We start from the raw sequence: 26078 nt of genomic DNA, 5'->3' as shown, positions 1-26078 counted from the left end.
CGGTCCCACCGTGGCCATCCGACTCCTGGCGGGATGGGTGCCGCAGCGCCGGAAACGGCGTGGCGCCCGCCGGAAGTCCGGCGGGCGCCACGTCACACAGCGTTCGGGGGGTCAGCGACGGCTCTCGCCGCTGCCGATCTCCTCGCGCTCTGCTCGAGCCTCGACCGGCGGGTGCCCCGGCGAGACCGGCGCCTCGGCCGGCTTCTCGATCGGGTAGAAGAAGCCCCGGATCGCCGGGCCGAGGGCACCGAGCCGGTTCATCTTCTTCGGGACCACCCAGCCGACGTACTCCAGGCCGCCGTGGCCGTCGTCGTGACCGTTCGCCGCGCTGAGCGGCTGGTGCACCTCGACGAACCGGCCGTCCGGCAGACGCCTGATGATGCCGGTCTCCACGCCGTGCGCGAGAACCTCCCGGTCGTGCTGTTGCAGACCGAGGCAGAGCCGGTAGGTGACGTAGTACGCCACCGGCGGGATCAGCAGCAGACCGATCCGGCCGGCCCAGGTCATCGCGTTCAGGCTGATCTGGAACTTGTCGGCGATCACGTCGTTGGCGCCGGAGAGCGTCAGCACGATGTAGAACGACACCGCCATGGCACCGAGCGCGGTACGGGCCGGGACGTCGCGGGGCCGCTGGAGCAGGTTGTGGCTCTTGCGGTCCTTGAGGTGCCGTGCCTCCAGGAACGGGTACATCGTCGACAGGCCCACAAGGATGCCGGGTAGCACCACCGTCGGCCAGAACAGCGGCGGGATGACGTACCCGTCACCGATCGGGATGTTGATCTCCCAGGCGGGCATGAGTCGCGTCGAGCCGTCGAGGAACATGACGTACCAGTCGGGCTGGCTGGCGGCCGAGACCACCCACGCCTCGTACGGGCCGAACAGCCAGATCGGGTTGATCTGGAACAGACCGCCCAGCAGCGCCACGACGCCGAAGACGACCATGAAGAAGCCGCCCTGCTTCAACGCGTAGCGCGGGAACATCCGCTCGCCGACCACGTTGTTGTTGGTCCGGCCGGGGCCGGGCCACTGGGTGTGCTTCTGCTTGAAGACCAGACCCAGGTGGACGCTGATCAGGGCGACGAGCAGACCCGGGACGAGCAGGACGTGGGCGATGAAGAACCGGCTGATGATGATCGTGCCGGGGAACTCGCCGCCGAAGACCGACGAGGTGACCCAGGAGCCGATCACCGGGATGGACAGCATGATCGCCGAGGCGATCCGCAGGCCGGTGCCGGACAGGCCGTCGTCCGGGAGGGAGTAGCCGGTGAAGCCGGCCAGGAAGCCCACCCAGAACAGCAGCGAACCGATGATCCAGTTGGTCTCGCGCGGCTTGCGGAACGCGCCGGTGAAGAAGACGCGCAGCATGTGCACGACGATCGCGGCCATGAACAGCAGCGCCGACCAGTGGTGCATCTGCCGCATCACCAGGCCACCGCGGACGTCGAACGAGATGTCCAGGCTGGAGGCGTACGCGGCTGACATGGGGGTGCCCTGCAACGGGGCGTAGCTGCCGTTGTAGACCACCTCGGTCATCGCCGGCTCGTAGAAGAAGGTGAGGAACACACCTGTCAGCAGCAGCACGATGAACGAGAACAGCGCGATCTCGCCGAGCAGGAACGACCAGTGGTCCGGGAAGACCTTGTTCAGCAGCTTGCGCAGCGGGGTGGCCACCGCGAAGCGGTCGTCCACTCCCACCGCGGCCTTGCCCGGCGTCGCCTTCAGGTCAAGCTTTCGACGCTTCATGGCCGCTCCCAGAAGTCAGGCCCGACGGTCTCGGTGAAGTCGGACTTCGCCACGAAGAAACCTTCGGAGTCCACCTCGATCGGCAGCTGCGGCAGCCGCCGGCTGGCAGGGCCGAAGACGGGCTTGGCGTTGTCGGTGATCAGGAACTGGGACTGGTGGCACGGGCAGAGCAGCCGGTTGGTCTGCTGCTCGTACAGGCTGGCGGGGCAGCCGGCGTGCGTGCAGATCTTGGAGAACGCCGCGTAGTTGCCCCACATGTAGTCGCCGTGGCCGATCTTCTCGTTGGCCCGGCGGGACTCCTGCGCGTCGGAGTCGCGCAGGTGGATCAGCAACGTCGGCGAGTCGGCGTGCAGGTTGCTCACGCCGTGGTCGATGCCCGGGAAGACGGTGAGCTGGCCGCCGGCGCTGACGTCCGCCGGGCGGATCGGGCGGCCGTCCTCGCGGACGAGGCGGATCAGCTGCCCACCCTCGGCGGGAGAGAAGCCGGTGCGGAACATCTGGTTGTTCTTGTGCGGGTTGGAGATCAACCCACCGACCAGCGGCGCGGCAGCGACCGCGGCCACCGGCGCGAGACCGGCCAGCAGCGAGATGCCGAGCAGCGGACGACGCTTCACACCCAGCTCGTCAGCCATGTAGAGCATGGTCTGGCCGGTGATGGTGCGGCCTTCCTCGTCTACCTGGCCCTCGTGCCGGTCCTGGATCGACACCTCCTTGGGCAGCAACTTCTTGCCCCAGGTCAGGATGCCGAAGCCGACGGCGAGCAGCGCCACGCCGAGGGTGAGGCCGAGCAGCGGGGTGTAGAGCTTGTCGCCACCCCGGCCCGGCTCGTACTGCCACGGCCACCAGATGTAGACGACAAGGAACGCGGTGGCTGCCAGGCCGGTGATCAGGAAGAGCGCGGCGACCACACGGGTCAGCCGACGCTCGGCCTTGGTGCCGGGCTGCACCTGCGGCTCGTAGTGGACGATCTCGATGTCGTCCCGACGGGCGCCCTCGCGGACGATGTCGAACCGGGTCAGCGTGGGGTCGTTCACGTCGAGCGGCTCCCGGCCCTGCGGGGCCTGGTGCTCGGTGTGGGTGCTCATGCCGTCACCTCGCTAGGGGTGGCGCCGAGCGGCACCACGGCACTGAATCTGATGATCCGCTCGGTCACGACTTGCCCGCAATCCACAGGCTGGCGAAGACGAGCGCCACGATGCCAACCAGGAAGATCACCACACCCTCGGTGGACGGCCCGTACCGACCGAGGTTGAACCCGCCCGGGTCCTGGTCGTGCTTCAGCGTCTCCTGGATGTAGGCGATGATGTCGGCCTTCTGCTCCGGTCGGAGCTGGTTGTCACCGAACACCGGCATGTTCTGCGGCCCGCTCAGCATTGCCGCGTAGATCTGCCGGTCGGTCGCCGGGTGCAGGCTCGGGGCGAACTTGCCCGAGGAGAGCGCGCCACCACCGCCACCGAAGGCGTGGCACTGCGAGCAGTTGATCCGGAACAGCTCACCGCCGGAGGCGACGTTGGCGCCCTCGCGCAGGATGTCACCCTCCGGGACGACCGGACCGCCGCCGAGCTCCTGGATGTACTGGGCGAGCTGACGGGTCTGCTCGTCGGTGAAGAGCGGGGGCTTGCGGTGCGCCTGGGCTTCCTGCCGGGCCATCGGCATCCGGCCGGAGCTGACCTGGAACTCGACCGAGGCGGCGCCGACGCCGACCAGGCTCGGTCCGCGGCCCTCGACGCCCTGGGCGTTGCGTCCGTGGCAGGTCACACAGCTCACGTCGAACAGCGCCTTGCCCTCGGCTGCGGCGCCGGTCATCGGCGGGTTGTCCTGCGCCTGCGCACCGGGGGCGAAGACGGTGTAGGCACCGCCGGCGAGCATCAGCGCGGCGATCAGCCGGACCGCGGCGCCCAGCCGGCGGCGGCCCCTGCTGCGCGCGGCGGGCCGCTCGCGCAACCGCGCGAGCAGGCCGCGTCGGCGGTCGTTGTCAGAAGTCATGAGCTGTGTCCTTAACCGGTTGGACCTTGTCTCAGGGGACGAAGCAGCGGCGCGGTTCGTGACGCGCCAAGATCACTGAAGCCAGTAGATCATGGCGTACAGCCCGATCCACACGACGTCGACGAAGTGCCAGTAGTACGACACGACGATCGCCGAGGTCGCCTGCGCCGGGGTGAACCGTCCCATGGTCGTTCGGACCATGAAGATGATGAAGGCGACCAGACCGCCGGCCACGTGCAGGCCGTGGAAGCCGGTCGTCAGGTAGAACATCGATCCGTACCCGTCGGCGTTGATCTTGATGCCCTCGTGGACCAACTCGCGGTACTCGTTCAGCTGACCGAGCACGAAGATGAGGCCCATCACGAAGGTGACGGTGAACCAGCGCCGCAGCGCGTGCACGTCACCCTTCTCCGCCGCGAAGACGCCGAGCTGGCACGTCACCGACGAGAGGACCAGGATCACCGTGAAGGTGGTCGCGTACGGGATGTTCAGCACCTCGGTGTGCTTCTCCCACTGCTCCGGCGCAGCCGCGCGGATGGAGAAGTACATCGCGAAGAGCGCCGCGAAGAACATGAGTTCGCTGGAGAGCCACACGATCGTCCCGACGCTGACCATGTTCGGTCGCGTCAGAGAGTGGATCCGGCTCTTGTCAATGGCTGGGGCCGCAGTCACGCCGTCATTATTGCCCCTGACCGGGGCCGGCGATCAGCGGGGTGGCAAACCCACACCATCCGTGGGCCGGACGTCAGGGTCCGGTTCGCCTGGCCTAGCCTGAAAAGCGTGCTGCACGTCGATCCGATCCTCGCCGCCACCTCGGCTGTCCCGGCCGTTGTGCTCGCCGCCACCCCGGTGGGCACGTCCACGCTTGCCGTCAGCGCCGAGGCGACCCCACCACCGTTCACCGTCGGCGCGGTCCTGACCGAGACCCGGCTGGACAGCTGGTTGGCCCTCGGCCTGGTGCTCGTCGCCGGTCTCTACCTCTACGGGGTGCACCGGTTGCGCGTGCGCGGCGACCGCTGGCCGGTCGCGCGCACCGCGCTCTTCCTCGGCCCCGGCTTGGGCGGCATCGCGCTGGTCACGGTCAGCGGGCTGCACGCGTACGACACCGCGCTGCTGTCGGTGCACATGGTCCAGCACATGGTGCTGTCCATGGTGTCGCCGATCTTCCTCGCGCTGGGCGCGCCCATGACGCTCGCCCTGCGGACCCTGCCGGTCGGGCCGCGCAAGCGCCTCCTGGCGATCGTGCACAGCCGTGTTGCCCGCGTCTACAGCTTCCCGCTCGTGGCGTTCGCCATCTTCGTGGTCAACCCGTTCGTGTTGTACTTCAGCGACCTGTACCGCTACACGCTTGAGCACGCCTGGGCGCACGAGCTGGTGCACGCGCACTTCATCATGACCGGCTGCGTCTTCTTCTGGCCGCTGCTCGGGCTCGACCCGCTGCCCGGCCGCTGGCCGTACCCGGCTCGCGCGCTGCTGATGCTGCTCTCCGTGCCGTTCCACACCGTGCTCGGGCTCACGATCATGCAGAGCAGCACGCTCTTCGGCGGCGACTGGTACCCGTCGCTCAACCTCGACTGGGCCGACCCCAAGGCCGACCAGGTGCTCGCCGGCGGCATCCTCTGGGCGGGTGGCGAGTTCGTCAGCGTGACGATGATCGCGGTGCTGGTCGTGCAGTGGGTCAAGCAGTCCGAGCGGGAGGCCCGCCGGCTCGACCGCGAGCTGGACCGCCAGGAGGCACGCGAACGCGCCGCCGGCGCCGCGGCCCCCTGACCTGCGGCGACGGTACGCGGGGCCGACGGCGGCAGGCGGCGTGTCGGCTACGTCACGCGGCCCGGTACGATCGGCGCAGTTTTTCGAGGTGGAAGCAGAGTGCCGGCATGAGTGAGCACAGCGAGCGAATCATCGGGCTCAGTGCGATGGTTCCTCATGACGGCACGGAGCGAAGCGGAGTGCCGGCATGAGCGATCGACTTTGTACCGTCCTGCTCTACAGCGACGACCCGCAGGTCCGTGACCGGATGCGGCTCGCCGTCGGCACCCGGCCCGCGCCCGGGTTGCAGGTCGAGTTCGTGGACGCGTCGACCTACGCCGAGACGATCCGCCTGGTCGACGACTATGAGATCGACCTCATGCTGCTCGACGGTGAGGCGAACCCGGGCGGCGGCATCGGCATCGCCCGGCAGATCAAGGACGACCGGGAGGACGCTCCCCCGGTCTGCCTGGTGATCGCCCGCGCCGCCGACCGATGGCTCGCCGCGTACGCCGAGGTCGAGGGGACGCTCGTGCACCCGCTCGACCCGGTGACCACCGGCAACACGGTGGCCGAGCTGCTGCGGACGCACGCACCCGCCTGACGTCCCCCGCTTTCCGGCACCGACGCGGCGCCGGGGTGATTCGGCGCCGGTTCCAGCCCACCCGCACTTCGCACGCTCGGGAGGCCCGCCATGGGCGATCGGACCTGGCCGCACCTGCTCACCTCGCTGCTGCGCGGCGAGGAGCTGTCCACCGCTGACACGGCCTGGGCGATGGGCGAGATCATGGCCGGCTCGGCAGGTGCCGCGCAGGTAGCCGGTTTCGCTGTGGCGCTGCGTGCCAAGGGCGAGACCTCGGCGGAGCTGGCCGGTCTGGTGGAGACGATGCTCAGCCGGGCGGTGCCTGTCGAGCTTCCCGACGAGCTGCGCTCGACCGCCCTGGACGTGGTCGGCACCGGCGGTGATCTTGCGCACACGGTGAACATCTCCACGATGGCCGCGCTGGTGGTGGCCGGTGCGGGCGTACGGGTGGTCAAGCACGGCAACCGGGCCGCGTCCTCCTCCTGCGGCACCGCCGACCTGCTGGAGTTCCTCGGCATCCCGCTGGATCTCGACCCGGACGCGATCGTGCGTTGCGTCACCGAGGCCGGCATCGGGTTCTGCTTCGCGGCGCGGTTCCACCCCGGGATGCGGCACACCGGGCCGGTCCGCCGGGAGCTGGGCGTCCCCACCGTCTTCAACTTCCTCGGCCCGTTGACCAACCCGGCCCGACCACGCGCCGGTGCCGTCGGGTGCTTCGACGCGCGCATGGCGCCGGTGATGGCCGGCGTGTTCGCCGCTCGCGGCGACTCGGTGCTGGTGATGCGCGGCGAGGACGGGCTCGACGAGTTCACCACCGCCGCGCCGACCCGCGTCTGGGCAGCTCAGGGCGGCACCGTACGGGAGGCGCTGCTGGATGCCGCAGACCTGGGGGTACCCCGGTCCACCCTCGGTGACCTGCGGGGCGGTGACGCCGCGTACAACGCCGGCGTGGCCCGTCGCCTGCTGGCCGGCGAGACCGGTCCGGTACGCGACGCGGTGCTGCTCAACGCGGCGGCGGCCCTCGCCACGCAGGGTCCTCTGGACGGTGATCTGACCGAGGCGCTGCGCGCCGGCCTGGACCGCGCCGCCAAGTCGATCGACTCGGGTGCGGCGGCCGCCACCCTCGACAGGTGGATCGAGGTCGCCACCGCCGGCTGACCACCCGTCCCCCGGGTGCTGGTCGCCCTCGTCCGCGCAGGAATGTCGGACCAGGGTGGGAAACTACAGGTGAGTAGTTCTTCACCGCTGCCGGGTGCCACGTGTCACGCCGGAGCGGGTCGCCTGGAGTGAAGGAGACGCCCGTGTCGCACCGCGAGCTCTACTGCGACGTCTGCGTGGGCGTGGCACTGTTCGAGGCACCGCCCTGCGTCGACAGCCACGGCACCGACTGTCCCGAGCTGATCTGCATCGACTGCGGAGCCGCCGTGGTGATCGCCACGTTCCCCGCGCCGGTCACCCGGCTGGCCGACCGTCGGCATCGCCGCCAGCCCACCCGCCAGCACGCCGCCTGACCCGCCGCTGGGTCCACCGCACGCACGACGAAGGCCCGCTCCCCTCTTCAGGAAGCGGGCCTTCGTGGTGCTACGCATCGGCCGCGAGCGCGACCGGTGGATCAGTGCTCCGCGGTACGCCGGGTGCCGCTGTAGTACTCGAACAGCAGCCCGCACACGGCGAAGACGACCGACAGCATTCCCACACCGATCAGCCAGTACTGCCAGAACACCAGGCCCAGCGCGGCGATCGAGGCGGCCATCGCCAGGCCGAACGGCCAGTAGCTGCCCGGGCTGAAGAAGCCCACCTCACCGGCGCCGTCGGCGATCTCGGCGTCCGGGCGGTCCTCCGGGCGCAGGTCGATACGGCGGGAGACGAACCAGAAGAACCCACCGCACATCGTGCAGAGCAGGAAGGACAGCAGCAGGGCCACGGTGCCCACCCACTCGATGCCGCCGGCCTCACCGTTGGTCCAGGCGCCGTAGAGGACGGTGGCCCCGAGGAGGAAGCCGGCGATGATCAGGAAGATTCGCCACTCGGTCTTCATGCGGCTGCCCTCAGCTTCCCGGGAAGGCCGGAGCGTCGTCCGGGTTGAAGTTGCTCTGCGTCCGCCGTGTGTCGAACGGCCGCGTGGTCTCCGCGTACGGCTCTTCACCGATCTCGGACAGCGCATCCTGGGTGGACTTGCCGCCCTGCTTGGCCGCCAGGAACTGCTCGTACTTCTCCGGCGAGACCACACGCAGCTCGAAGTTCATGAAGGCGTGGTAGCTGCCGCACAGCTCGGCGCAGCGGCCGACGTACGCGCCCTCGGCGTCCAGGCTGGAAACCTCGAACACGTTGCGGACGTTGCCCGGGAAGACGTCCCGCTTGAACAGCAGCTCCGGCACCCAGAAGGAGTGGATGACGTCGCGGCTGGTCTCCTCGAACCGGATGGACCGGTTGGTCGGTAGCACAAGCACCGGGATGACGTCACTGGTGCCGAGCGTCGACGCCGTGGTGCGGGCGTCCGGGCCCTGCCCGTCGCGGTAGTTGAACTGCCAGTTCCACTTGAAGGCGACGACCTCGACCGTCACGTCCGGGTTCTTCGACACCTTGTCGACGTCGGTCTGCACGATCGCCGTGTAGTAGAAGAGCACGGAGACGATCAGGATCGGCGCGATGGTGTAGAGGAACTCCATCGGCAGGTTGTAGCGGGTCTGCACCGGCAGAGCGTTGCCGCGCTTGCGGTAGCGCACCACGCACCAGAAGATAAGGCCCCACACGAAGACCCCGACCGCGAGCGCGGCGATGCAGGAGGCGATCCACAGGTCGTACATCCGCCGCGACTCCGGCGTGATGCCGCCCTGCGGCCAACCGAAGCCGCCGAACGTCCGGCCCACGTCACAGCCCGTGAGCAGGACCAGCAGCGCCACGCCACCGAGACCGAGCCCGGCCAACCGACCGGCACCACGTCCCCGGCGTCCACCTGCTCCTGGGGAAGCGCTGTGCCGTACGGCCGTCGGCCGTACCTCCGAACTCCTTGCGACCACCTGGTCCTGCCTCCCTAGCGCGCCGCGGTGCGTCTTTCCTCAGCACCGGCGGCAAAGGCGTCACCGACGGTCGCAGATTACTCGACCATGACGAGCTGGGCCGTGGTGGGGTCACTCTCCGCCCCCATCGGGGGGATCCTGCCCATACCGCCGCGATACCGTTTGCGACTGTGAGCGCTTCCCCTGTCTACCTGGACGCGGCGACCGCCGCGCCGCTGCATCCGGTCGCCCGGCAGGCGTTGCTGGCGGCCCTGGAGGACGGTTGGGCCGACCCGGGAAAGCTCTACACCCAGGCCCGCCGCGCCCGGCAGCTGCTCGACGCCGCCCGGGAGGCCACCGCGCAGACGCTCGGCGTCCGCGCCGACGAGATCTCTTTCACGGCCAGCGGTACGGCGGCAGCGCACGCGGCGGTCCTCGGCGGCCTGGCCGGGCGGCGCCGGTCCGGGTCGGCGTTCGTGCACTCGGCGATCGAGCACTCCGCAGTCCTGCACGCAGCAGAGCAGCACGAGGCGGCGGGCGGGACGGCAGCGGCAGTGCCTGTCGACAGGCGAGGGCGCCTGGACCTGGCCGCGTGGTCGGACGCCGTCCGGGCTCCCGGTGTCGCGCTGGCCGCGCTGATCTCCGCGAGCCACGAGGTGGGCACCGTGCAACCGGTCGCCGAGGCTGCCGCCGCGTGCGCCGACGTCGGTGTTCCGTTGTACGTCGACGCGGCACAGTCCATCGGCCGGGTGCCGGTGCCGGCGGGCTGGTCGGTGCTCACCGGCAGCGCGCACAAGTGGGGTGGCCCGCCCGGGGTGGGGGTGCTGGCGGTGCGTAAGGGCACCCGCTGGGAGTCGCCGTGGCCTGCCGACGAGCGGGAGGGTGGGCGTACCCCTGGGGCGTTGAACCTGCCAGCGGTGGTGGCGGCGGCGGCGAGCCTGCGCGCGGCGGCGGCCGACGCGGCGACCGAGCAGGCCCGGTTGGCGCCGCTCGTGGACCGGATCCGGGCGCGGGTGTCGGCGGAGGTGCCCGACGTGGAGGTGGTAGGCGATCCGGTGCTGCGGCTACCGCATCTGGTGACGTTCTCCTGCCTGTACGTCGACGGCGAGACGCTGCTGCACGCGTTGGACCGGCGGGGTTTCGCTGTGTCGTCCGGCTCGTCCTGCACGTCGTCCACGCTGCGGCCGTCGCACGTGCTGGAGGCGATGGGCGTGCTGTCGCACGGCAACGTCCGGGTGAGCCTGCACCGGGAGACGACCGAGGCGGACGTCGAGCGGTTCCTCGCCGAGCTGCCCGGGATCGTCGCCGGGCTGCGCGCCGAGGCGGGGGTGGTGGGGCTGTGACGATGCCCAACGAGGTACTCGACTGCCGGGGCCAGCGCTGCCCGCTGCCGGTGATCGCGGCGGCTCGCCGGATGCCCGAGGTGCCGGTGGGCACCGTGGTACGGGTGCTCGCCGACGACCCGGCAGCGGCGGTGGACATCCCCGCCTGGTGCCGCATGCGCGGCCAGGAGTTCCTCGGCACCATCCCCGGCCCCGAAGGCCCCGCCTACGACATCCGCCGCACCCACTGACCCACCCACACCCCCACGCCCTCGCCCTCGCGCGCCCGCGACCTTGCAGTTGCTGCCTCGGCAAAAAGGGCATAAGACGCGCAGGGGCGTCACAAAGTGCAAGATCGCGAGGGCGAGCGGGGTGAGGGCGGGGGTTAGGGCAGGAGGTGAGGGCGGACTTCTTCGGCCGCGGTGTCGCCGTAGGACTCGGCGAGGCGCTTGACGAAGAGGTCGCGGCGGACCTCGTACTCCTGGGTGCCGACGGTCTCCAGGGCCAGCGTGGCCAGCAGCGAGCCCACCTGGGCGGCGCGTTCCAGGCCGAGGCCCCAGGACAGCGCTGTGAAGAAGCCGGCGCGGAAGCCGTCACCCACACCGGTCGGGTCGACAGCGCGGATCTCCCGGGCGATGGGTACGTGGATCCTGTCGATCCCCCGCCCGGCGATCTCCACGCCGTCCTTGCCCAGCGTGGTGACCCGCACCTTGACCAGGTCGAGCAGCTGGTCGTCGCTCAGCTTCGCCTTGCTCTGCAGCAGCGACTTCTCGTATTCGTTCGTCATCAGGTACTCGGCGCCCTCGATAAGCGCCACCACGTCCTCGCCGGGCATCCGGGCGAGCTGCTGCGAGGGGTCGGCGGCGAACGCGTACCCACGGGAGCGGCACTCGGCCGAGTGCCGCAGCATCGCCTCGGGATCGTTGGCGCTGACAAGCACCAGGTCCAGGCCGCCGAGCCGGTCGGCGACCGGGGCCAGCTCGATGTTGCGTGCCTCGCTCATCGCGCCCGCGTAGAACGAGGCGATCTGGCACATGTCGGTGTCGGTGGTGCAGACGAAGCGGGCGGTGTGCGCCACCTCGCTGATGTGCACCGAGTCGCAGTCCACGCCGTGCCGCTCCAGCCAGGAGCGGTAGTCGGCGAAGTCGGCGCCCACCGCGCCCAGCAGCACGGGGCGCAGCCCGAGCTGCGCCATGCCGAAGGAGATGTTCGCCGCCACACCGCCACGGCGGAGCACGAGGTCGTCCACCAGGAAGGAGAGCGAAACCTTGTGCAGCTGATCAGCGATGAGCTGGTCGGCGAAGCGACCGGGAAAGCTCATCAGGTGATCGGTGGCGATCGAGCCGGTCACGGCGATCTTCATGTCAACCCTCGGGGTCGGGAGCAGGGCGCGGTCAGCCTACCGGCCCGGCAACCGCGTGATGTCTTGTCGGTCGGACAACAGCAACCTGCGATAACCGGCGATGCGGGACCGCTCCCACCGGCGCACCGACACGACGACGGGGCCGCCCCGGAGGACGGCCCCGTCGTCGCGCTGGTGTGTGGCGCGACTCAGTTGAACGAGTCGCCGCAGGCGCAGGAGTTGCCCGCGTTCGGGTTGTCGATGGTGAAGCCCTGTGCGTCGATCCGGTCGGCGAAGTCGATCGTCGCGCCGGACAGGTAGGGGCTGCTCATCCGGTCGACGACGACCTCGACGCCACCGAAGTCGGTGACGACGTCGCCGTCGAGCGAACGCTCGTCGAAGAAGAGCTGGTACCGCAGGCCGGAGCAGCCACCCGGCTGCACCGCGACGCGGAGCCGCAGGTCATCGCGGCCCTCCTGCTCGATCAGAGCCTTGACCTTCTGCGCCGCGACGTCGGTGAGGACGACGGAAGTAGGGGCCTGGGCCTCGGTCGACTCGGTCTGCGCTGGCGTGGTCACGTGGAAGTCTCCCTGCGCGGTTTTAGGTCCGGACGCACTGGCCAACATCACGCGTCGTCCAGTGATTCCCGGTTGTGGTCCAGTTCTGATCGTACGCCGCTTCGGCCGGGCCCACCCGCGTGGCGGGATCGGCATCGCAGGTCGCCCCGGATGAGGCCGTGCCGACACGGGGAGTAGCGCTCAGCGGCTCCACTGCCGGGCCAGCCGCGCGCCCAGCTCGCGCAACCCGTCAGCGGGCCTGCTGAGCGCGGCGTCCAGGCCGCCGGCCTCCTCGCCGCCGAAGTGCTCGACCAGGCTGTACGCGTCGGTCACCCCCGCTGAGGCGGCCTCCCGCCGGCCGGTGCTCACCTGACCGGCCACCACCACGCACGGCACCCCCCTGTCGCGGGCCGCCCCGGCCACCCCGGCGACGACCTTGCCCCGCAGCGACTGGTGGTCGAAGGACCCCTCACCGGTGATCACCAGGTCGACGGTGTCCAGCGCGGCGTCCAGCCGGGTGGCGCTGGTGACCAGACCGATGCCCGACTCGCAGGTGCCCCCGAGCGCGAGGATCGCCGCACCGAGGCCGCCGGCGGCCCCACCACCGGGCAGCGCGCCGAGCCCTGCCGGGCAGCCGGGCAGGTCCCGTTCCAGCACCTCGGCGAAGCGCTCCAGCGCGGCGTCGAGCAGCAGTACATCGGCCCGGTCGGCGCCCTTCTGCGGGCCGAACACGTTGCTCGCGCCATGCAGCCCGAGCAGCGGGTTGTCCACGTCGGTGGCGGCGACCAGCCGGGCGCCGCGCAGCCGGGGCGCGCCGTCCAGCGCGTCGATCGCGGCCAGCGCCGCCCCGCCGTACGGAAGCGCGGCGCCGCCGGCGTCCAGTGGGGTGACGCCCAGCGCGGCCAGCATGCCGGCGCCGCCGTCGTTGGTGCCGGAGCCGCCCAGCCCGATCACCACGGTGCTCGCCCCGCTCTCCACGGCGGCGGTCACCAGCAGGCCCAGCCCGTACGACGTGGTGGTCTTCGGGTCGCGCTCGGCGGCGGTGAGCAGGTGCAGCCCGCACGCCTGGGCGCTCTCCAGGTAGGCGGTGGCGCCGTCGGCGGTGAGCAGGATCTCACCTGCCGCCGGACGGCCCAACGGGTCGACGGTCGGCACCGGCACCCGCCTGCCGTCGAGTGCCTCGGCGAGCACCTCCACGAAGCCCGGCCCGCCGTCGGCGAGGGGCCGGAGCAGCAGGTCGTCGCCGGCGGTGACGGTGCGCCACCCGGCAGCAACGGCCGCGGCGACCTCCGGGGCGGGCAGAGTGCCGGCGAACTTGTCCGGGCAGAGCAACACACGCATGCGGTGCAGTGTGGCAGCCCACATCGAGAGAAGCTGCGCCGTGCTCGCGCTGTGGGACCATGGATCTCGTGACTTCGACCTGGGTGGAACCCTCCAACACGGCGACGGCTCTGCTGCTGCTCGGCCGGGGCAGCGACCCCGACACCGAGCGCGGCGTCGAATGTCCGGGCGACCTGCCGGCGCCCAGCGACCCCGACCTGGTGGCTCGCGCCACCGCGGCGAAGGCGAAGCTGGGTAGCAAGGTGTTCGTGCTGGGGCATCACTACCAGCGCGACGAGGTGATCCAGTTCGCCGACGTGACAGGCGACTCGTTCAAGCTGGCCCGGGAGGCGGCCGCCCGCCCGGACGCGGAGTACATCGTCTTCTGCGGCGTGCACTTCATGGCCGAGAGCGCCGACATCCTCACCACCGACTCCCAGCGGGTGATCCTGCCCGATCTGGCGGCCGGCTGCTCGATGGCGGACATGGCCGTGCTGGGTCAGGTCGAGGCCGCCTGGGACACGCTCACCGAGCTGGGCATCGCCGGCGACACGGTCCCGGTGACGTACATGAACTCGTCGGCAGACATCAAGGGCTTCGTGGGCCGCAACGGCGGGGTGGTCTGCACCTCCTCCAACGCCCGGCGCGCCCTGGACTGGGCGTACGAGCAGGGGTCGAAGGTGTTCTTCCTGCCCGACCAGCACCTGGGCCGCAACACGGCGGTGCTGGAGATGGGCCTGTCGCTCGACGACTGTGTCCTCTACGACCCGCACAAGCCCGGCGGCGGGCTCACCCCGGAGCAGCTGCGCGACGCCAAGATGATCCTGTGGCGGGGGCACTGCTCGGTGCACGGCCGGTTCACGCTGGACAGCGTCAACGACGTACGGGAGCGGGTGCCCGAGGTCAACGTGCTTGTCCACCCGGAGTGCCGGCACGAGGTCGTCACGGCCTCGGACTACGTCGGCTCCACCGAGTACATCATCAAGACCATCGAGGCGGCGCCGGCGGGTTCGGCGTGGGCGCTGGGCACCGAGCTGAACCTGGTCCGCCGGCTGGCGTTGGCCCACCCGGACAAGCAGATCATGTTCCTGGACAAGGCCGTCTGCTACTGCTCGACGATGAACCGGATCGACCTGCCGCACCTGGTGTGGGCGCTGGAGGAGCTGGTCGCGGGCCGGGTGGTCAACCAGATCACTGTGGACGCCGACACCGCGCACCACGCTCGGGTGGCGCTTGACCAGATGCTCGCGCTGCCGGGCGCCGTCACCCCACCCCCGGGCGCACCCTGATCACGTTCCGTGACGCTCGTGGCACACAAAAGTGCCGGATCACCGATTAGTACCGCACACGCCGGTGTGACCGAGTCCTTTTTCGTCACCGAGGGCTATGCTGCCGGAGCGACGACGCAAGCGGGCCGTTTCGATATGCCCGCATCCGGGGTAGCGACAGTGGTCATGCTCCCCACCATCAACACAGCAGCACCGACGCGCTGGAGGTTGCGTTGACCGACGACGTCCTGGTCGTGCACGGAGGGGCTCCGCTCGAAGGGCGGATCCGCGTGCGCGGCGCGAAGAACCTGGTTTCGAAGGCGATGGTCGCCGCGTTGCTCGGCGACACCCCGAGCCGATTGTTCGACGTGCCGAAGATCCGCGACGTCGAGGTGGTCCGAGGTCTGCTCGGGCTGCACGGCGTCAAGGTGACCGACGGCGTCGAGGACGGCGAACTCGTCTTCGACCCCGCCAACGTGGAGAGCGCCAGCACCGACCAGATCAACGTGCACGCGGGTTCGAGCCGGATTCCGATCCTGTTCTGCGGGCCGCTGCTGCACCGGCTGGGGCACGCGTTCATCCCCGACCTGGGTGGGTGCCACATCGGCCCGCGCCCGATCGACTTCCACCTTCAGGCGCTGCGGGAGTTCGGCGCCACCGTCGACAAGCGGCCCGAGGGTCTGCACCTGTCCGCGCCCAACGGGCTGCACGGCACCAAGTTCGCCCTGCCGTACCCGAGCGTCGGCGCCACCGAGCAGGTGCTGCTGACCGCCGTGATGGCCGAAGGTGTCACCGAGCTGCGCAACGCCGCGGTGGAGCCGGAGATCATCGACCTGATCTGCATCCTGCAGAAGATGGGCGCGATCATCAAGGTCCACACCGACCGGGTGATCGAGATCCAGGGTGTGCCGAAGCTGCACGGCTACACGCACCGGCCGATCCCGGACCGGATCGAGGCGGCCAGCTGGGCCGCCGCCGCGCTGGCCACCCGTGGTCACGTCGAGGTGCTCGGCGCTCAGCAGGCCGACATGATGACCTTCCTGAACATCTTCCGGTCCGTCGGCGGCGAGTACGAGGTCACCGACGCCCGTCCGCCGAAGCTGGGCGACCCGGGTCAGGAGGGCGGCATCCGCTTCTGGCACCCGGGCGGCGAGCTGAACGCGGTGGCGCTGGAGACCGACGTACACCCGGGTTTCATGACCGACTGGCAGCAGCCGCTCGTGGTCGCGCTCACCCAGGCCCGGGGCCTGTCGATCGTCCACGAGACGGTCTACGAGCAGCGCCTGGGCTACACCGAGGCGCTCAACTCGATGGGCGCCAACATCCAGGTCTACCGGGACTGCCTCGGCGGCACCCCGTGCCGCTTCGGTCGACGCAACTTCAAGCACTCGGCGGTGATCGCCGGACCGAGCAAGCTGCACGCCGCGGACCTGGTCATTCCGGACCTGCGGGCCGGTTTCAGCCACCTGATCGCGGCGCTCGCCGCCGAGGGCACCTCCCGGGTGTACGGCGTCGACCTGATCAACCGCGGCTACGAGGACTTCGAGGCGAAGCTCGCCGACCTGGGCGCGCACGTCGAGCGTCCGTAACCTCGATCACCTTTCGCGCCCGGTGCACCGCGATGTGCACCGGGCGCGAACCGTTGGCTACCCTTGCCGCGTGCCGTCGCTCTTTCGCCGCAAGTCCACCGACCTCGTCGACGAGGCCGCCTCCTCGGTGACCCCTGAGGAGTCCGCCGAGCGGCCCCGGGGCTACACCCCGGCCAAGGGTCGGGAGACGCCCAAGCGGCCGACCGTCGGCCGGCGCCCCGCCGGCCCCACCCGCCCCCTGAGCAAGGAGGAGGAGCGGGAGCGCCGACGCAAGCTGCGCGCCGAGGCCGCCGCGGAGTTCCGCCGTGAGGGCGGCCCCCGCGACCGTGGCCCGGAGCGGCTGCTGGCCCGCAACGTGGTCGACTCCCGGCGTACCGTCGGCACCTGGTTCTTCGGTGGCGCGTTGATCGTGCTGATCGGCTCGAACGCGGCGATGCCACCGGTGGTCCGGCTGGTCTCCAACCTGCTGTGGGGCGCGCTGGCGCTGGGCGTGGTCATCGACTCGGTGCTCATCTGCCGCAAGATCGGCAAGTTGGTCCGGGAGCGCTTCCCGAAGACCGACCAGCGGATGGGCTCGCTCTACCTGTACGCGGTGATGCGGGCGATCACCTTCCGGCGGATGCGTGCCCCGGCCCCGCAGGTAAAACTCGGCGACAAGGTCTGATCCCGCTCACGGCACACCGAGCAGGCGTAGCACGGCGGCCGTGACCGCCGCGCCGACCACCACCAGCAGGAACGGCGCCCGACGCCAGGCGAGCAGCAGGCCGACGAGCACCCCGACCGGCCTGGCCCAGCCGGCGAACCGGCCGGCCTCGGTGATCGCCGCTGTCGCCGCCAACGCGGCGAGCAGCGCGGCCGCGGCGACCGGCAGCAGCAGTCGGGCCCACTCGGGCAGGTCGAGCCGGTCCCGCAGCAGCACACCGGCGACCCGGAAGCCGTAGGTGCCTGCGGCCAGCGTCAGGATCACCGCGATCAGCACGTCGCACTCTCCCCGGCCGCCGGCACTGTGGTGGGGCCGGCACCGCCGGTTGGCGTACGGCGGCGGCGCAGCGCGATGAGGGCCGGGCCGGCGAGTGCGAGCAGCACCGGCAGTCCGGCCGGCAGCAGCGGGGTGGCGACGACAGCGAGGGCGGCCCCGCCCAGCGCGGCGTGACGGGTGTCCCGGTCGCGCAGGGACGGCAGCAGCAACGCGATGAGCCCGGCCGGGAACGCGGCGTCCAGGCCCAACGCGGCCGGGTCGCCGACCGCGCCCCCCGCGAGCACGCCGACCAGGGTGCCCGCGTTCCAGGCGACGAAGAGCAGCGTGCCGGCCAGCCAGAACGCCCGTCGGCGGGCGACGCCGTCCGGCTGGGCGAGCGTGAAGGCGGTCGCCTCGTCGGTCAGCAGGTGACTGCCGAGCAGCCGGTGCCCCAGCCGGGGTCCGAGGCTGTTGCCGAGCGCGAGCCCGAACGGCAGGTGCCGGGCGTTGAGCAGGAGCCCGGCCAGCACGGCGGCCAGGGGGCTGCCAGCGGCCACGAGACCGACGGCCATGAACTGCGCGCCGCCGGCGTAGAGGACCGCGGACATCGTCAGTGTGGCCCACACCGGGATCCCGGCAGCCACCGCGACCGCCCCGAAGGAGGCGCCCACGGCGACCATCGCCGCGCCGAGGGCGAGCACATCTCGGAGCACCCCGGCGTCGGCTGTTCGTTGTACCGTACGCATGGTTCATTATGGTGAACAGCTCGCAGCCGTTCGTCAAACCGAACATTCATCCGATGGAGCGAACAAATGCCGCCGGAACCCTCCGCCCCGCTGGCCACCATCGCCACCGCCCTACGCCGCGAACGGGAGCGCGTCGGCATCTCGCTCACCGAACTCGCCCGCCGGGCAGGAGTGGCCAAGTCCACTCTCTCCCACCTGGAGTCCGGGACCGGCAACCCGAGCGTGGAGACGCTCTGGGCGCTCGGCGTGGCGCTCGGCGTACCGTTCGGGCGGCTCGTGGAGCCTGCCGACGACGCCATCCGGGTGATCCGCGCCGGGGAGGGGCCACGGATCCACTCCGTGCAGGCCGACTTCACCGGCACGCTGCTCAGCGCCGGTGCGGCGCACCTGCGGCGGGACGTCTACCTGATCGAGTTGGAGCCCGGCGCCGTCCGGGAGGCCGACGGGCACACTCCCCGCAGCGTCGAGCACGTGGTGGTGGCCGCCGGCCGGCTGCGCGTCGGCCCCGAGGCGAATCCCGTCGACCTCGATCCGGGCGACTACGCGACGTTTCCCGGCGACATCCCGCACCGCTACGAGGCCCTGCTCCCCGGCACCTTCGCCGTCCTGGTGATGGAACATCCCTGAGCCCGGTACGCCGATCCCGGCCGGCCCGGTCCGCTCGACGGTGGGGTATCGTCGAGGACCAGATACGGTTATCGACCCAAATGTCCGGAACCGTCGGATAACGTTTGCTCCCGTGGGCAGCGCCATAGTGGCGGTGACCGAGCCCACGCCGTTACCCTCCATCCGCAGCCACGCCCTGCCGGAACGGGCGATCTGACCGGCACGCGAGGCCCCAGCGCGACAACTTGCAACGAGGTGACAACGCCGTGAGCGAGCGGACGCGAGCCGGCCACCGAGGCGTGGCAGGCGGCGACCGGACGCCCGGCGAGGGCACACCCCCGGGCACCTCGTCGCCCCCGGGCATCGCACCGCCCTCCGGGATCGGCTTTGCGGCCGAATGTGGCGACAGGCCCAACGGATGAACGGTCGCTACACCGACCGCTGGCCGGACCCGAACGAACCGTCCTGGGTGGTCGAACCGACCACCGAGTGGCATCCCCAGTTCCCCGGCCAGCGCTACCCCGGCGACATCGGCGCATCCCACCAGCCACCTCCACCGCCGCGCGGACGCGCGACAGTGGTCGGCCGCACCGAGGTGCCACCGCTGGCACCCACCCGCCCGGACGGCACGTACCTCGGCCGTTCCTGGGCCGACGAACCCCCTGCTGAGCAGGCTCACGACCGTTCCTGGCCGGACGACGAGCCGGTCGGAAACCCTGCCTACAGTTGGCCGCGCGGTGACGACCGGCCGCTGGACCCACCGCCGCGCGGCCGGTCCGACGCCCCCCACTACGACCACGAGCCGTACCGCCGCCCACTGCCCGAGCCGCCCCGGCGCGAGGAACGCCGCTCCCCCGAGTCGGACCGGCGGACCGCCTGGTCCGACCGGCGCCCCAGCGACGAGCGAGGGCCGGCCCGGGAGGCCGCCTGGCACCGCGAGCAGCAGGCCCCTGAGCGGTACGACAGCCGCCGCCCTCAGCCGACCGACCGGGGACATCCGGCCGCCCCGCCGGTCTCCCCCGCACCCCGGTTCGACGGCGGCTGGGTCCCCGAGCCCGACGAGACGCCGCGCGGACGTGGCACATCGGAGCGACAGACCGCCGGCCACGACCGACGCACCCCCGACAGGTACGACGCCAGGCCGCCCCGCAGCCACGACGAGCGGCCTGCCAACGGCTGGGCAGCCGAAGCGCCGGGCACGTGGGCGCCCGTGGACAGCAGCCCGCGTCACCGCCCCGACCGACGGCCCGACGACGCCCGCCGCCCCGAGCGGGCCGACGACATCCGCCGACCAGATCGGCCGGAGGACGCTCGCCGCCCGGAGCGGCCCGACGACGTTCGCCGCCCGGAACGCCCGGACGACGTTCGCCGCCCGGAGCGGCCCGACGACGCCCGCCGCATGGAGCGGCCGGAAGACATCCGCCGTTCGGAGTGGGCCGCCGAAGGCGCCGGGTCGGGCGGTCGGCCCCGGCCGGACGGCAACCCTGGCGCGTCCGCCGACCGGCGGCACCGTCCGGACGAGGGGTACGGCACGCCGCCGACGCCCGACGGCGGATGGCGGCGCCGGCCCGAGCAGGAGGCACCGGAGCAGTCGCGCCGGGACGAGCGCCGCAGACCCGACACCGAGCAGCACCGGCGCGAGGCAGCGGCCCGCGCCGAGGCGTACCCCGACCGGCGTCCGCGCGAGGAGACCTCGCCGGAGGCGTACCGCGAGCCCCGCGTGCAGCCCGCCTCCCGACCGGACGGCATGCTTCCGTGGCCGCCACCGGGCCCGGTACGCCCGGACCGTACCCGGGAGCCCGGCCACCGCGACCCCGAGACGGGCGCGCCGTCGCGGCCGGCCAGCCGACCCGAGCGGGCACCAGCCGAACGTTCCCGGTACGACGACCGGCCGGCTCGCCCCGCCACGACGACACCGACCGCACCGGGCCGGGCCACGCCGGTCCCGCCTGCGCCCGTCTCCCCGGCGCGGCCGATATCGCCGGCACCTGCTTCGCCAGCACGACCGGTATCGCCGGCCCCCGGATCGCCTGCCGCGCCCGGCCGGGACCGTCCGGCGGCCTTCACCTCGGATTCGGCTGCCCCGAAGTCGCCCGTCCCGCACTCGGCCGCACCGACCTCGCCTGCCCCGACCCAATACGAGCGCCGGCCGTCCACTCCGGCTGGTCACGATCGGGATCGGCCGGTGTCGGCCGCGCCGGTTTCCCCGCCGCGCGACGTACCCGTCTCCGGCCCGCCGGCCGCCCGGCTCCGACTGGAGTTCCTCCCCGCCACGGTGGACCCTCCGATACCCGCCGACCGGGACGAACCATCACCGACCGATCGGCGCGAGCCGTCACCGCCGCCCGACCGACGCGAGCCCTCCCCGCCTCTCGATCGACGCGAGCCGTCGCCGCCGACCGACTGGCGCGAGTCGTCCGAGCGGCGGACGCCGGTCGGGCCGGCACCTACCGCCGCCGCCCAACCCACCGCACCACCGCGTTACCCCGGACCGGGCGCGGGCAGCAGGACCGGCTCGGGCAGTGGGCCGGACGAGGCGCGGCGGGACGTGGGACCTGCGGTCGCGCCACCTCCCACCTGGCAGCGCCCGGACCCGCCGGTCGCCCGCCCGCTCTCGGCGCCCACATCGCCCGCACCCGAGGTGGACCCCGATCGGGCGCTTCCGATCGCCCCCGGTGTGCCGCGCCGGTACGTGCCCCCGCCGCCCTCGGAGCCGCCCGCGTCGTCGGCTCCCCCACCGGCCGAGGTTCCGGCTCAGCGGCCGGACGCCTGGTTCAGCCCTGCCAAGCCGGCCGAGCCCGACAAGGGCGAGAGGACCGAGCGCGAGACCACCGAGCCAGTCGAAACGGTCGAGCGCGAGACGAGCGGGCCAGCCGAAACGGTCGACGCGACCGTAGCCACCGAGACAGCCGGGACGACTGACGCGACCGACCCGGTCGAGGCGACCGACGATCGGGCGATCCTCAGCAGCTCGGCCGCACCCGTGTCCGGGCCGGTGGGCGAGCACGACCGGTCGACGGTGGACGCCGAACCCACCGCCGCCGACCGGTGGACCGACGCTGCCGTCACGGCACCCGTTTCCGCACCTCCAGCCCAGCCGATCTCCGCGCCCCCGGCCACTCCAATCTCCGCACCTCCAGCCACGCCCGCCTCCTCGCCGCCTGTCGACGAGGTCGACGCGGACCACGACGTCGATGTGGACCACGACGTCGACGCGGACCACGACGTCGACGCGGACCACGACGTCAATGTGGACGCCGACTTCGACGCGGACCACGACGACCGGGCAGGTGGAAACGACGACGAGGGCCCGTACCTCGTGCATGCGGCCGAGCCACCGCCCGCCGTCGCTGTCGAGCCGGCCCCGACCGAGGCACAGCACCCAGGCCCGGCGGATACCGGAGCGCAGGCCCACAGCGAACACCTCCGCGACACCGCCACCGACACCGACGAGGGCGCGGACGCGGAGCCGTCGAGCGCAGACACCTCCGACGTACCGTCGGCAAACGCCGGCTCCGACGACCCCGCGGCCCCGGACCGGCCGACGTCCGCACCACCGGCGCCGACCGACGTGCACGAGCCGTCCCCCACGGCGGACGCGGCGACCCCTACACACCACCCAGCCGTCGAGGCGACCTCCGCGCCACCCGAGGAGGACGCCAAGACCGATGCCGAGGAGGACGCCGACACCGGCGCCGAGAAGGATGCTGAGCCGCCTGTTGCGGCACGGCCGGTGTCGGGTGTGCCTGCGGGCGTGGTTCCCGGGCCACGGACCGGATCGGCGGACGTCGACGCACCGACGTCGGCGCCGCCCGCTGCCGCGCCGGAGCCGAGAAGACCGTCCCTGGCCGACCCGGGCGATCCGGAGCAGGTGCTGGCGGCGTACCGCTGGCGGCTGGACCCGGTCACGCTGCGTGAGGAGCTGACCGAGCCGGACAGTATGCGGGCGATCCGTCGGCGGCTGACCGAGAAGCTCGGTTCGGCGATCGACAACCGGGCGCGTGCCCGGCTGCTCAGCCTGCGGGCGGTGGCGTCGCGGATCCTCGGCGACCTGGACGACGCATTGGCCGACGGCCGGCTCGCCCTCACCTACGCGGAGGCGACCGGAGAGCTGCGCCGGACCGCACTGGCTCAGGCCCGGCTGGCACACGTGTTGCGCTGGCGCGGCGACTTCGCCGAGGCCGACCAACTCTTCGCCGAGGCCAACTCGGTCGAGCTGCCCGACCGGCTGCGGGCCTCCCTGCACGAGCACGCCGGACGGACCTGCTACGACCAGGGCCGGCTCATGGAGGCCTGCCAGCACTTCGAACGCGCCCTCGACCTGCGCGGCGCCGGTGACGCCGAACTGCTGGAGCGGGTCCGGGTGGCGCTCGACGCGGTCGCCGAACGCGCGTCCGCCGACGGCTTCGGCCCGTACCCCAGGAGTCGCGACGAGGTGCTCGACCGGGACCGGCCCCCGCAGCCGGACCGGGACGGACCACTGTGGGGCTACGTCGACCAGGACGGCGACGTGGTCATTCCCGCCCGGTACGCCGAGGCGCAGCCGTTCCACGACGGGCTGGCCTGGGTACGGCGGCCGGACACCGACCGGTGGTCCCTGATCAACCTGCTCGGTACGACGGTGATCCCCCCGTCGTACCGCGTGGCGCGCCCGTTCAGCGACGGCCTGGCCTGGGTGGTCACCGACGGCGGGTGGACGGCGATCGACCCCACCGGCGCGGTGCAGGTCCCGCCGAACTTCGCAGAGGTACGTCCGTTCCGCCGCGGGCTGGCCGCGGTACGCCGTGAGGGATGGGGCGCTGTCGACCGGACCGGACGGATCGTGGTGCCCACCCGCTACCACGGCTTCGTCACCGAGCTGACCGACGGTGGGCCGGTCGACGGCTTCACCGACGAGGGCCTCGTGGTGGTCGACGTGGCCGGTCGGCGTGGTGTGGTGGACCGGACCGGCGCGGTGCTCGTGCCGCCTGCGTACCCGATGCTCGTCATCCACCCGGTGGCGTTCCTGGTCGGCAGCGGCGGCCGGTGGGGCGCGCTGGACCGGCAAGGTGAGCCGCTCATCGACCCGGTGCACCGCGACCGCGCCGAGGTGCTGGCGGAGATCGATCGGCTGCTCACCGACGCCAACCCGGTGCTCTGAACGGCAGGTCGGCGGTAATGACCGGCTGGGTCTAGGTTCAGTACATGGAATTCCGACACCTGGGCCGTTCCGGCCTGATGGTCAGCGAGGTCTCGTACGGCAACTGGATAACCCACGGTTCACAGGTCGAGGAGGACGCCGCGTTCGCGTGCGTCCGGGCCGCCCTCGACGCGGGGATCACCACCTTCGACACCGCCGACGTGTACGCCGGCACCCGGGCCGAGGACGTGCTCGGCCGGGCGCTGCAGAACGAGCGTCGCGAGGGCCTGGAGATCTTCACCAAGGTCTACTGGCCGACCGGGCCGGGCCGCAACGACCGAGGTCTGTCCCGCAAGCACATCATGGAGTCGATCAACGGCTCGCTGCGTCGGCTGCGCACCGACTACGTGGACCTCTACCAGGCCCACCGGTACGACCACAGCACGCCGCTGGAAGAGACGATGGAGGCGTTCGCCGACGTCGTGCACTCCGGCAAGGCGCACTACATCGGCGTCTCCGAGTGGACGGCCGCGCAGCTGCGCGCCGCCCACCCGCTCGCCCGTGAGCTGCGCATCCCGCTGGTCTCCAACCAGCCGCAGTACTCGATGCTGTGGCGGGTCATCGAGGCCGAGGTCGTACCGGCCAGCGAGGAGCTGGGCATCGGGCAGATCGTCTGGTCGCCGATGGGGCAGGGTGTGCTCTCCGGCAAGTACCTGCCGGGGCAGCCGCCGCCGGCCGGTTCCCGGGCCACCGACGAGAAGTCCGGCGCGAGCTTCATCTCCCGGTTCATGCGCGACGACGTGCTGACCCGGGTGCAGCAGCTCAAGCCCCTCGCCGAGCAGGCCGGGCTGAGCATGGCCCAGCTCGCCGTGGCCTGGGTCCTCCAGAACCCGAACGTCTCCTCGGCGATCATCGGCGCGTCCCGCCCCGAGCAGGTGCAGGACAACGTCAAGGCGGCCGGGGTGAAGCTCGACGCCGAGCTGCTCAAGGCGATCGACGAGATCATCGACCCGATCACCGAGCGGGACGCGGCGAAGACCGAGTCCCCCGCCCAGCGGCCCTGACGCGGCTCCGGCCCGGTCGGCAGCGCGGATCGGCGCGCCCGACCGGGCCGGAAAACCCGCTCAGCCCTGGCAGCCGCTCAGCCCTGCCAGAAGCGGATCAGGTCGAGGCCTGTGGCGTAGAGCCACGACGGCAGACCGAGCAGGTCGCCGACGGCGAAGACGGCATCGAAGAACCAGCCTCCGATGCGCGGGTTCCACAGCAGCGCGAAGAGCAGGATGAAGCCGTACGGGGCGAACAGGTCGTACATCTTGCGCCACTGCGGGTTGAGCCACGGCTGGATCATGTTGCCGCCGTCCAGGCCGGGCACCGGCAGCAGGTTCAGCACGCTCGCGGTGAGTTGCAGGAAGCCCAGCAGCGCGACAGCGGCCCAGAACTCCACAGGGCCGCCCGACTGGGTGCCGAAGCGCACAGCGGCCACCAACACCAGCGTGAACAGCACGTTCGTGGCCGGGCCGGCGAGGCTGACCAGTGTGTGCCGCAGCCGACCCGGGATGGAGTGCCGGTCCACCCACACCGCGCCGCCGGGCAGGCCGATGCCGCCGAGCAGCACCACCACCACGGGCAGCACGATCGACAGCAGCGGGTGCGTGTACTTGAACGGGTTGAGCGTCAGATAGCCCCGGTGGGCGATGTCCCGGTCGCCGGCCCGGTACGCGACCACCGCGTGGGCGTACTCGTGCAGGCAGAGCGAGACCAGCCAGCCGGTGACCACGAAGACGAACACGTTGAACCGGACATTGCCCACCCCGTTCCAGGTCAGGGCGCCGCTGACCGCGAAGAGGGCGACCAGGCCGAGGAAGACCGGGCTGGGCCGGAATGCCGCCTTGGGCACGCCGAGCACCAGCCCGTCACCGCCCGGCCGGTCGTAACCCATCACTCGGCCGTGGGCTGCAGACTCATCCGGTAGTCCAACCGGTCGTCCTCCATGAGCGCGACCGAGGTGACGCCGGACGCCGCGAGCTCACGCCAGGTCTGACCGATCCAGGATTCGGCGTCGGCCTGGCTGCCGAACGACTCCGCCGGACCCTCGACCGTCTGGCCGTCCGTGCCCTCGTACCGCCAGCTCCACGCCATGTGCGCGTCTCCCCTCGCCGCTGAAGTCCCGCCGGGACGAACCTTCGCAAGC

The 26078-nt window shown here is 71.7% G+C and carries 25 protein-coding genes; 12 read left to right on the top strand and 13 right to left on the bottom strand.

Features of this window, described 5'->3' with window-relative positions:
• Positions 1-111 precede the first annotated feature (111 nt).
• The 4 genes from qcrB to ctaE all read right to left on the bottom strand — a co-directional run bounded on the left by qcrB (position 112) and on the right by ctaE (position 4401).
• Positions 112-1743 carry a cytochrome bc1 complex cytochrome b subunit gene (gene qcrB / locus F4558_RS04210; RefSeq protein WP_167943259.1) on the bottom strand — a complete coding sequence of 544 codons (1632 nt, stop codon included), beginning with the start codon at positions 1741-1743 and terminating at the stop codon, positions 112-114.
• Positions 1740-2828, bottom strand: coding sequence for a cytochrome bc1 complex Rieske iron-sulfur subunit (gene qcrA / locus F4558_RS04205; RefSeq protein WP_053657972.1), 1089 nt, complete (start codon positions 2826-2828; stop codon positions 1740-1742). Before qcrA ends, qcrB begins: the two co-directional genes overlap by 4 nt.
• A gap of 64 nt (positions 2829-2892) precedes the next feature.
• A complete protein-coding gene (gene qcrC / locus F4558_RS04200) occupies positions 2893-3729 on the bottom strand; it encodes a cytochrome bc1 complex diheme cytochrome c subunit (RefSeq protein WP_053657969.1) in 837 nt (278 codons plus the stop codon).
• Positions 3730-3801: 72 nt separating this feature from the next.
• Positions 3802-4401, bottom strand: a complete 600-nt coding sequence (gene ctaE / locus F4558_RS04195) for an aa3-type cytochrome oxidase subunit III (RefSeq protein WP_053657968.1) — start codon at positions 4399-4401, stop codon at positions 3802-3804.
• Between the two features lie 108 nt (positions 4402-4509).
• Between ctaE and F4558_RS04190 the strand changes: the two genes are divergently transcribed.
• The 4 genes from F4558_RS04190 to F4558_RS04175 all read left to right on the top strand — a co-directional run bounded on the left by F4558_RS04190 (position 4510) and on the right by F4558_RS04175 (position 7572).
• Positions 4510-5499 carry a cytochrome c oxidase assembly protein gene (locus F4558_RS04190; protein WP_053657966.1) on the top strand — a complete coding sequence of 330 codons (990 nt, stop codon included), beginning with the start codon at positions 4510-4512 and terminating at the stop codon, positions 5497-5499.
• A 187-nt stretch (positions 5500-5686) separates the two neighbouring features.
• Entirely contained in the window at positions 5687-6082 is a 396-nt protein-coding gene (locus tag F4558_RS04185; protein ID WP_053657964.1) for a response regulator, read from the top strand.
• 90 nt (positions 6083-6172) lie between these two features.
• The gene (gene trpD, locus F4558_RS04180) at positions 6173-7219 is read left to right on the top strand and encodes an anthranilate phosphoribosyltransferase (protein ID WP_053657962.1); all 1047 of its coding nucleotides are present in this window, start codon (positions 6173-6175) and stop codon (positions 7217-7219) included.
• A 143-nt stretch (positions 7220-7362) separates the two neighbouring features.
• Positions 7363-7572 carry a hypothetical protein gene (locus F4558_RS04175; RefSeq protein WP_053658309.1) on the top strand — a complete coding sequence of 70 codons (210 nt, stop codon included), beginning with the start codon at positions 7363-7365 and terminating at the stop codon, positions 7570-7572.
• A 101-nt stretch (positions 7573-7673) separates the two neighbouring features.
• Here F4558_RS04175 and F4558_RS04170 read toward each other — a convergent pair whose 3' ends face one another.
• A complete protein-coding gene (locus F4558_RS04170; protein ID WP_053657961.1) occupies positions 7674-8099 on the bottom strand; it encodes a cytochrome c oxidase subunit 4 in 426 nt (141 codons plus the stop codon).
• Between the two features lie 10 nt (positions 8100-8109).
• Entirely contained in the window at positions 8110-9081 is a 972-nt protein-coding gene (gene ctaC, locus F4558_RS04165) for an aa3-type cytochrome oxidase subunit II (protein WP_053657960.1), read from the bottom strand.
• Positions 9082-9251: 170 nt separating this feature from the next.
• Here ctaC and F4558_RS04160 point away from each other — a divergent pair, with 170 nt between their 5' ends.
• On the top strand, positions 9252-10403 hold the full coding sequence (locus F4558_RS04160) for a cysteine desulfurase family protein (RefSeq protein WP_167943258.1): 1152 nt from the start codon (positions 9252-9254) through the stop codon (positions 10401-10403).
• Positions 10400-10633 (top strand): sulfurtransferase TusA family protein, encoded by a 234-nt coding sequence (locus tag F4558_RS04155; protein ID WP_053657957.1) that lies wholly within the window; start codon positions 10400-10402, stop codon positions 10631-10633. The genes F4558_RS04160 and F4558_RS04155 overlap by 4 nt, the downstream gene beginning before the upstream one ends.
• Positions 10634-10767: 134 nt before the next feature.
• Here the strand turns inward: F4558_RS04155 and F4558_RS04150 are convergent, their stop codons facing one another.
• The 3 genes from F4558_RS04150 to F4558_RS04140 all read right to left on the bottom strand — a co-directional run bounded on the left by F4558_RS04150 (position 10768) and on the right by F4558_RS04140 (position 13646).
• Complete coding sequence (locus F4558_RS04150) at positions 10768-11745, bottom strand: carbohydrate kinase family protein (protein WP_053657954.1); 978 nt, start codon at positions 11743-11745, stop codon at positions 10768-10770.
• Positions 11746-11933: 188 nt separating this feature from the next.
• Positions 11934-12302: an iron-sulfur cluster insertion protein ErpA gene (erpA, locus tag F4558_RS04145; RefSeq protein ID WP_053657953.1), complete on the bottom strand. Its 369-nt coding sequence runs from the start codon at positions 12300-12302 to the stop codon at positions 11934-11936.
• Positions 12303-12482: 180 nt separating this feature from the next.
• Positions 12483-13646 (bottom strand): glycerate kinase family protein, encoded by a 1164-nt coding sequence (locus tag F4558_RS04140; RefSeq protein WP_209273171.1) that lies wholly within the window; start codon positions 13644-13646, stop codon positions 12483-12485.
• Between the two features lie 44 nt (positions 13647-13690).
• Between F4558_RS04140 and nadA the strand changes: the two genes are divergently transcribed.
• The 3 genes from nadA to F4558_RS04125 all read left to right on the top strand — a co-directional run bounded on the left by nadA (position 13691) and on the right by F4558_RS04125 (position 17122).
• The gene (nadA, locus tag F4558_RS04135) at positions 13691-14890 is read left to right on the top strand and encodes a quinolinate synthase NadA (protein ID WP_053658307.1); all 1200 of its coding nucleotides are present in this window, start codon (positions 13691-13693) and stop codon (positions 14888-14890) included.
• Between the two features lie 212 nt (positions 14891-15102).
• Positions 15103-16458 carry a UDP-N-acetylglucosamine 1-carboxyvinyltransferase gene (gene murA, locus F4558_RS04130; protein WP_053657949.1) on the top strand — a complete coding sequence of 452 codons (1356 nt, stop codon included), beginning with the start codon at positions 15103-15105 and terminating at the stop codon, positions 16456-16458.
• Positions 16459-16528: 70 nt separating this feature from the next.
• Positions 16529-17122, top strand: a complete 594-nt coding sequence (locus F4558_RS04125) for a DUF3043 domain-containing protein (RefSeq protein WP_167943256.1) — start codon at positions 16529-16531, stop codon at positions 17120-17122.
• Between the two features lie 6 nt (positions 17123-17128).
• Here the strand turns inward: F4558_RS04125 and F4558_RS04120 are convergent, their stop codons facing one another.
• Together F4558_RS04120 and F4558_RS04115 are read right to left on the bottom strand one after the other, a co-directional pair.
• Positions 17129-17437 (bottom strand): AzlD domain-containing protein, encoded by a 309-nt coding sequence (locus F4558_RS04120; RefSeq protein WP_167943255.1) that lies wholly within the window; start codon positions 17435-17437, stop codon positions 17129-17131.
• Positions 17431-18162 (bottom strand): AzlC family ABC transporter permease, encoded by a 732-nt coding sequence (locus F4558_RS04115; protein ID WP_167943254.1) that lies wholly within the window; start codon positions 18160-18162, stop codon positions 17431-17433. Before F4558_RS04115 ends, F4558_RS04120 begins: the two co-directional genes overlap by 7 nt.
• 66 nt (positions 18163-18228) lie before the next feature.
• Here F4558_RS04115 and F4558_RS04110 point away from each other — a divergent pair, with 66 nt between their 5' ends.
• The 3 genes from F4558_RS04110 to F4558_RS04100 all read left to right on the top strand — a co-directional run bounded on the left by F4558_RS04110 (position 18229) and on the right by F4558_RS04100 (position 24951).
• Positions 18229-18789, top strand: coding sequence for a helix-turn-helix domain-containing protein (locus tag F4558_RS04110; RefSeq protein ID WP_167943253.1), 561 nt, complete (start codon positions 18229-18231; stop codon positions 18787-18789).
• 397 nt (positions 18790-19186) lie between these two features.
• Complete coding sequence (locus tag F4558_RS31395; protein WP_245241264.1) at positions 19187-23908, top strand: WG repeat-containing protein; 4722 nt, start codon at positions 19187-19189, stop codon at positions 23906-23908.
• Between the two features lie 44 nt (positions 23909-23952).
• On the top strand, positions 23953-24951 hold the full coding sequence (locus F4558_RS04100) for an aldo/keto reductase family protein (protein WP_167943252.1): 999 nt from the start codon (positions 23953-23955) through the stop codon (positions 24949-24951).
• A 77-nt stretch (positions 24952-25028) separates the two neighbouring features.
• Here F4558_RS04100 and F4558_RS04095 read toward each other — a convergent pair whose 3' ends face one another.
• A complete protein-coding gene (locus tag F4558_RS04095; RefSeq protein ID WP_053657934.1) occupies positions 25029-25826 on the bottom strand; it encodes a site-2 protease family protein in 798 nt (265 codons plus the stop codon).
• Positions 25826-26026 carry a hypothetical protein gene (locus tag F4558_RS04090; RefSeq protein ID WP_053657932.1) on the bottom strand — a complete coding sequence of 67 codons (201 nt, stop codon included), beginning with the start codon at positions 26024-26026 and terminating at the stop codon, positions 25826-25828. The genes F4558_RS04095 and F4558_RS04090 overlap by 1 nt, the downstream gene beginning before the upstream one ends.
• Positions 26027-26078: the final 52 nt, after the last annotated feature.

This window comes from Micromonospora profundi, assembly GCF_011927785.1.
GTDB lineage: Bacteria > Actinomycetota > Actinomycetes > Mycobacteriales > Micromonosporaceae > Micromonospora > Micromonospora profundi.
The sequence above is the reverse complement of the archived record's forward strand: the minus strand, read 5'-3'. Positions and strand labels throughout refer to the sequence as shown.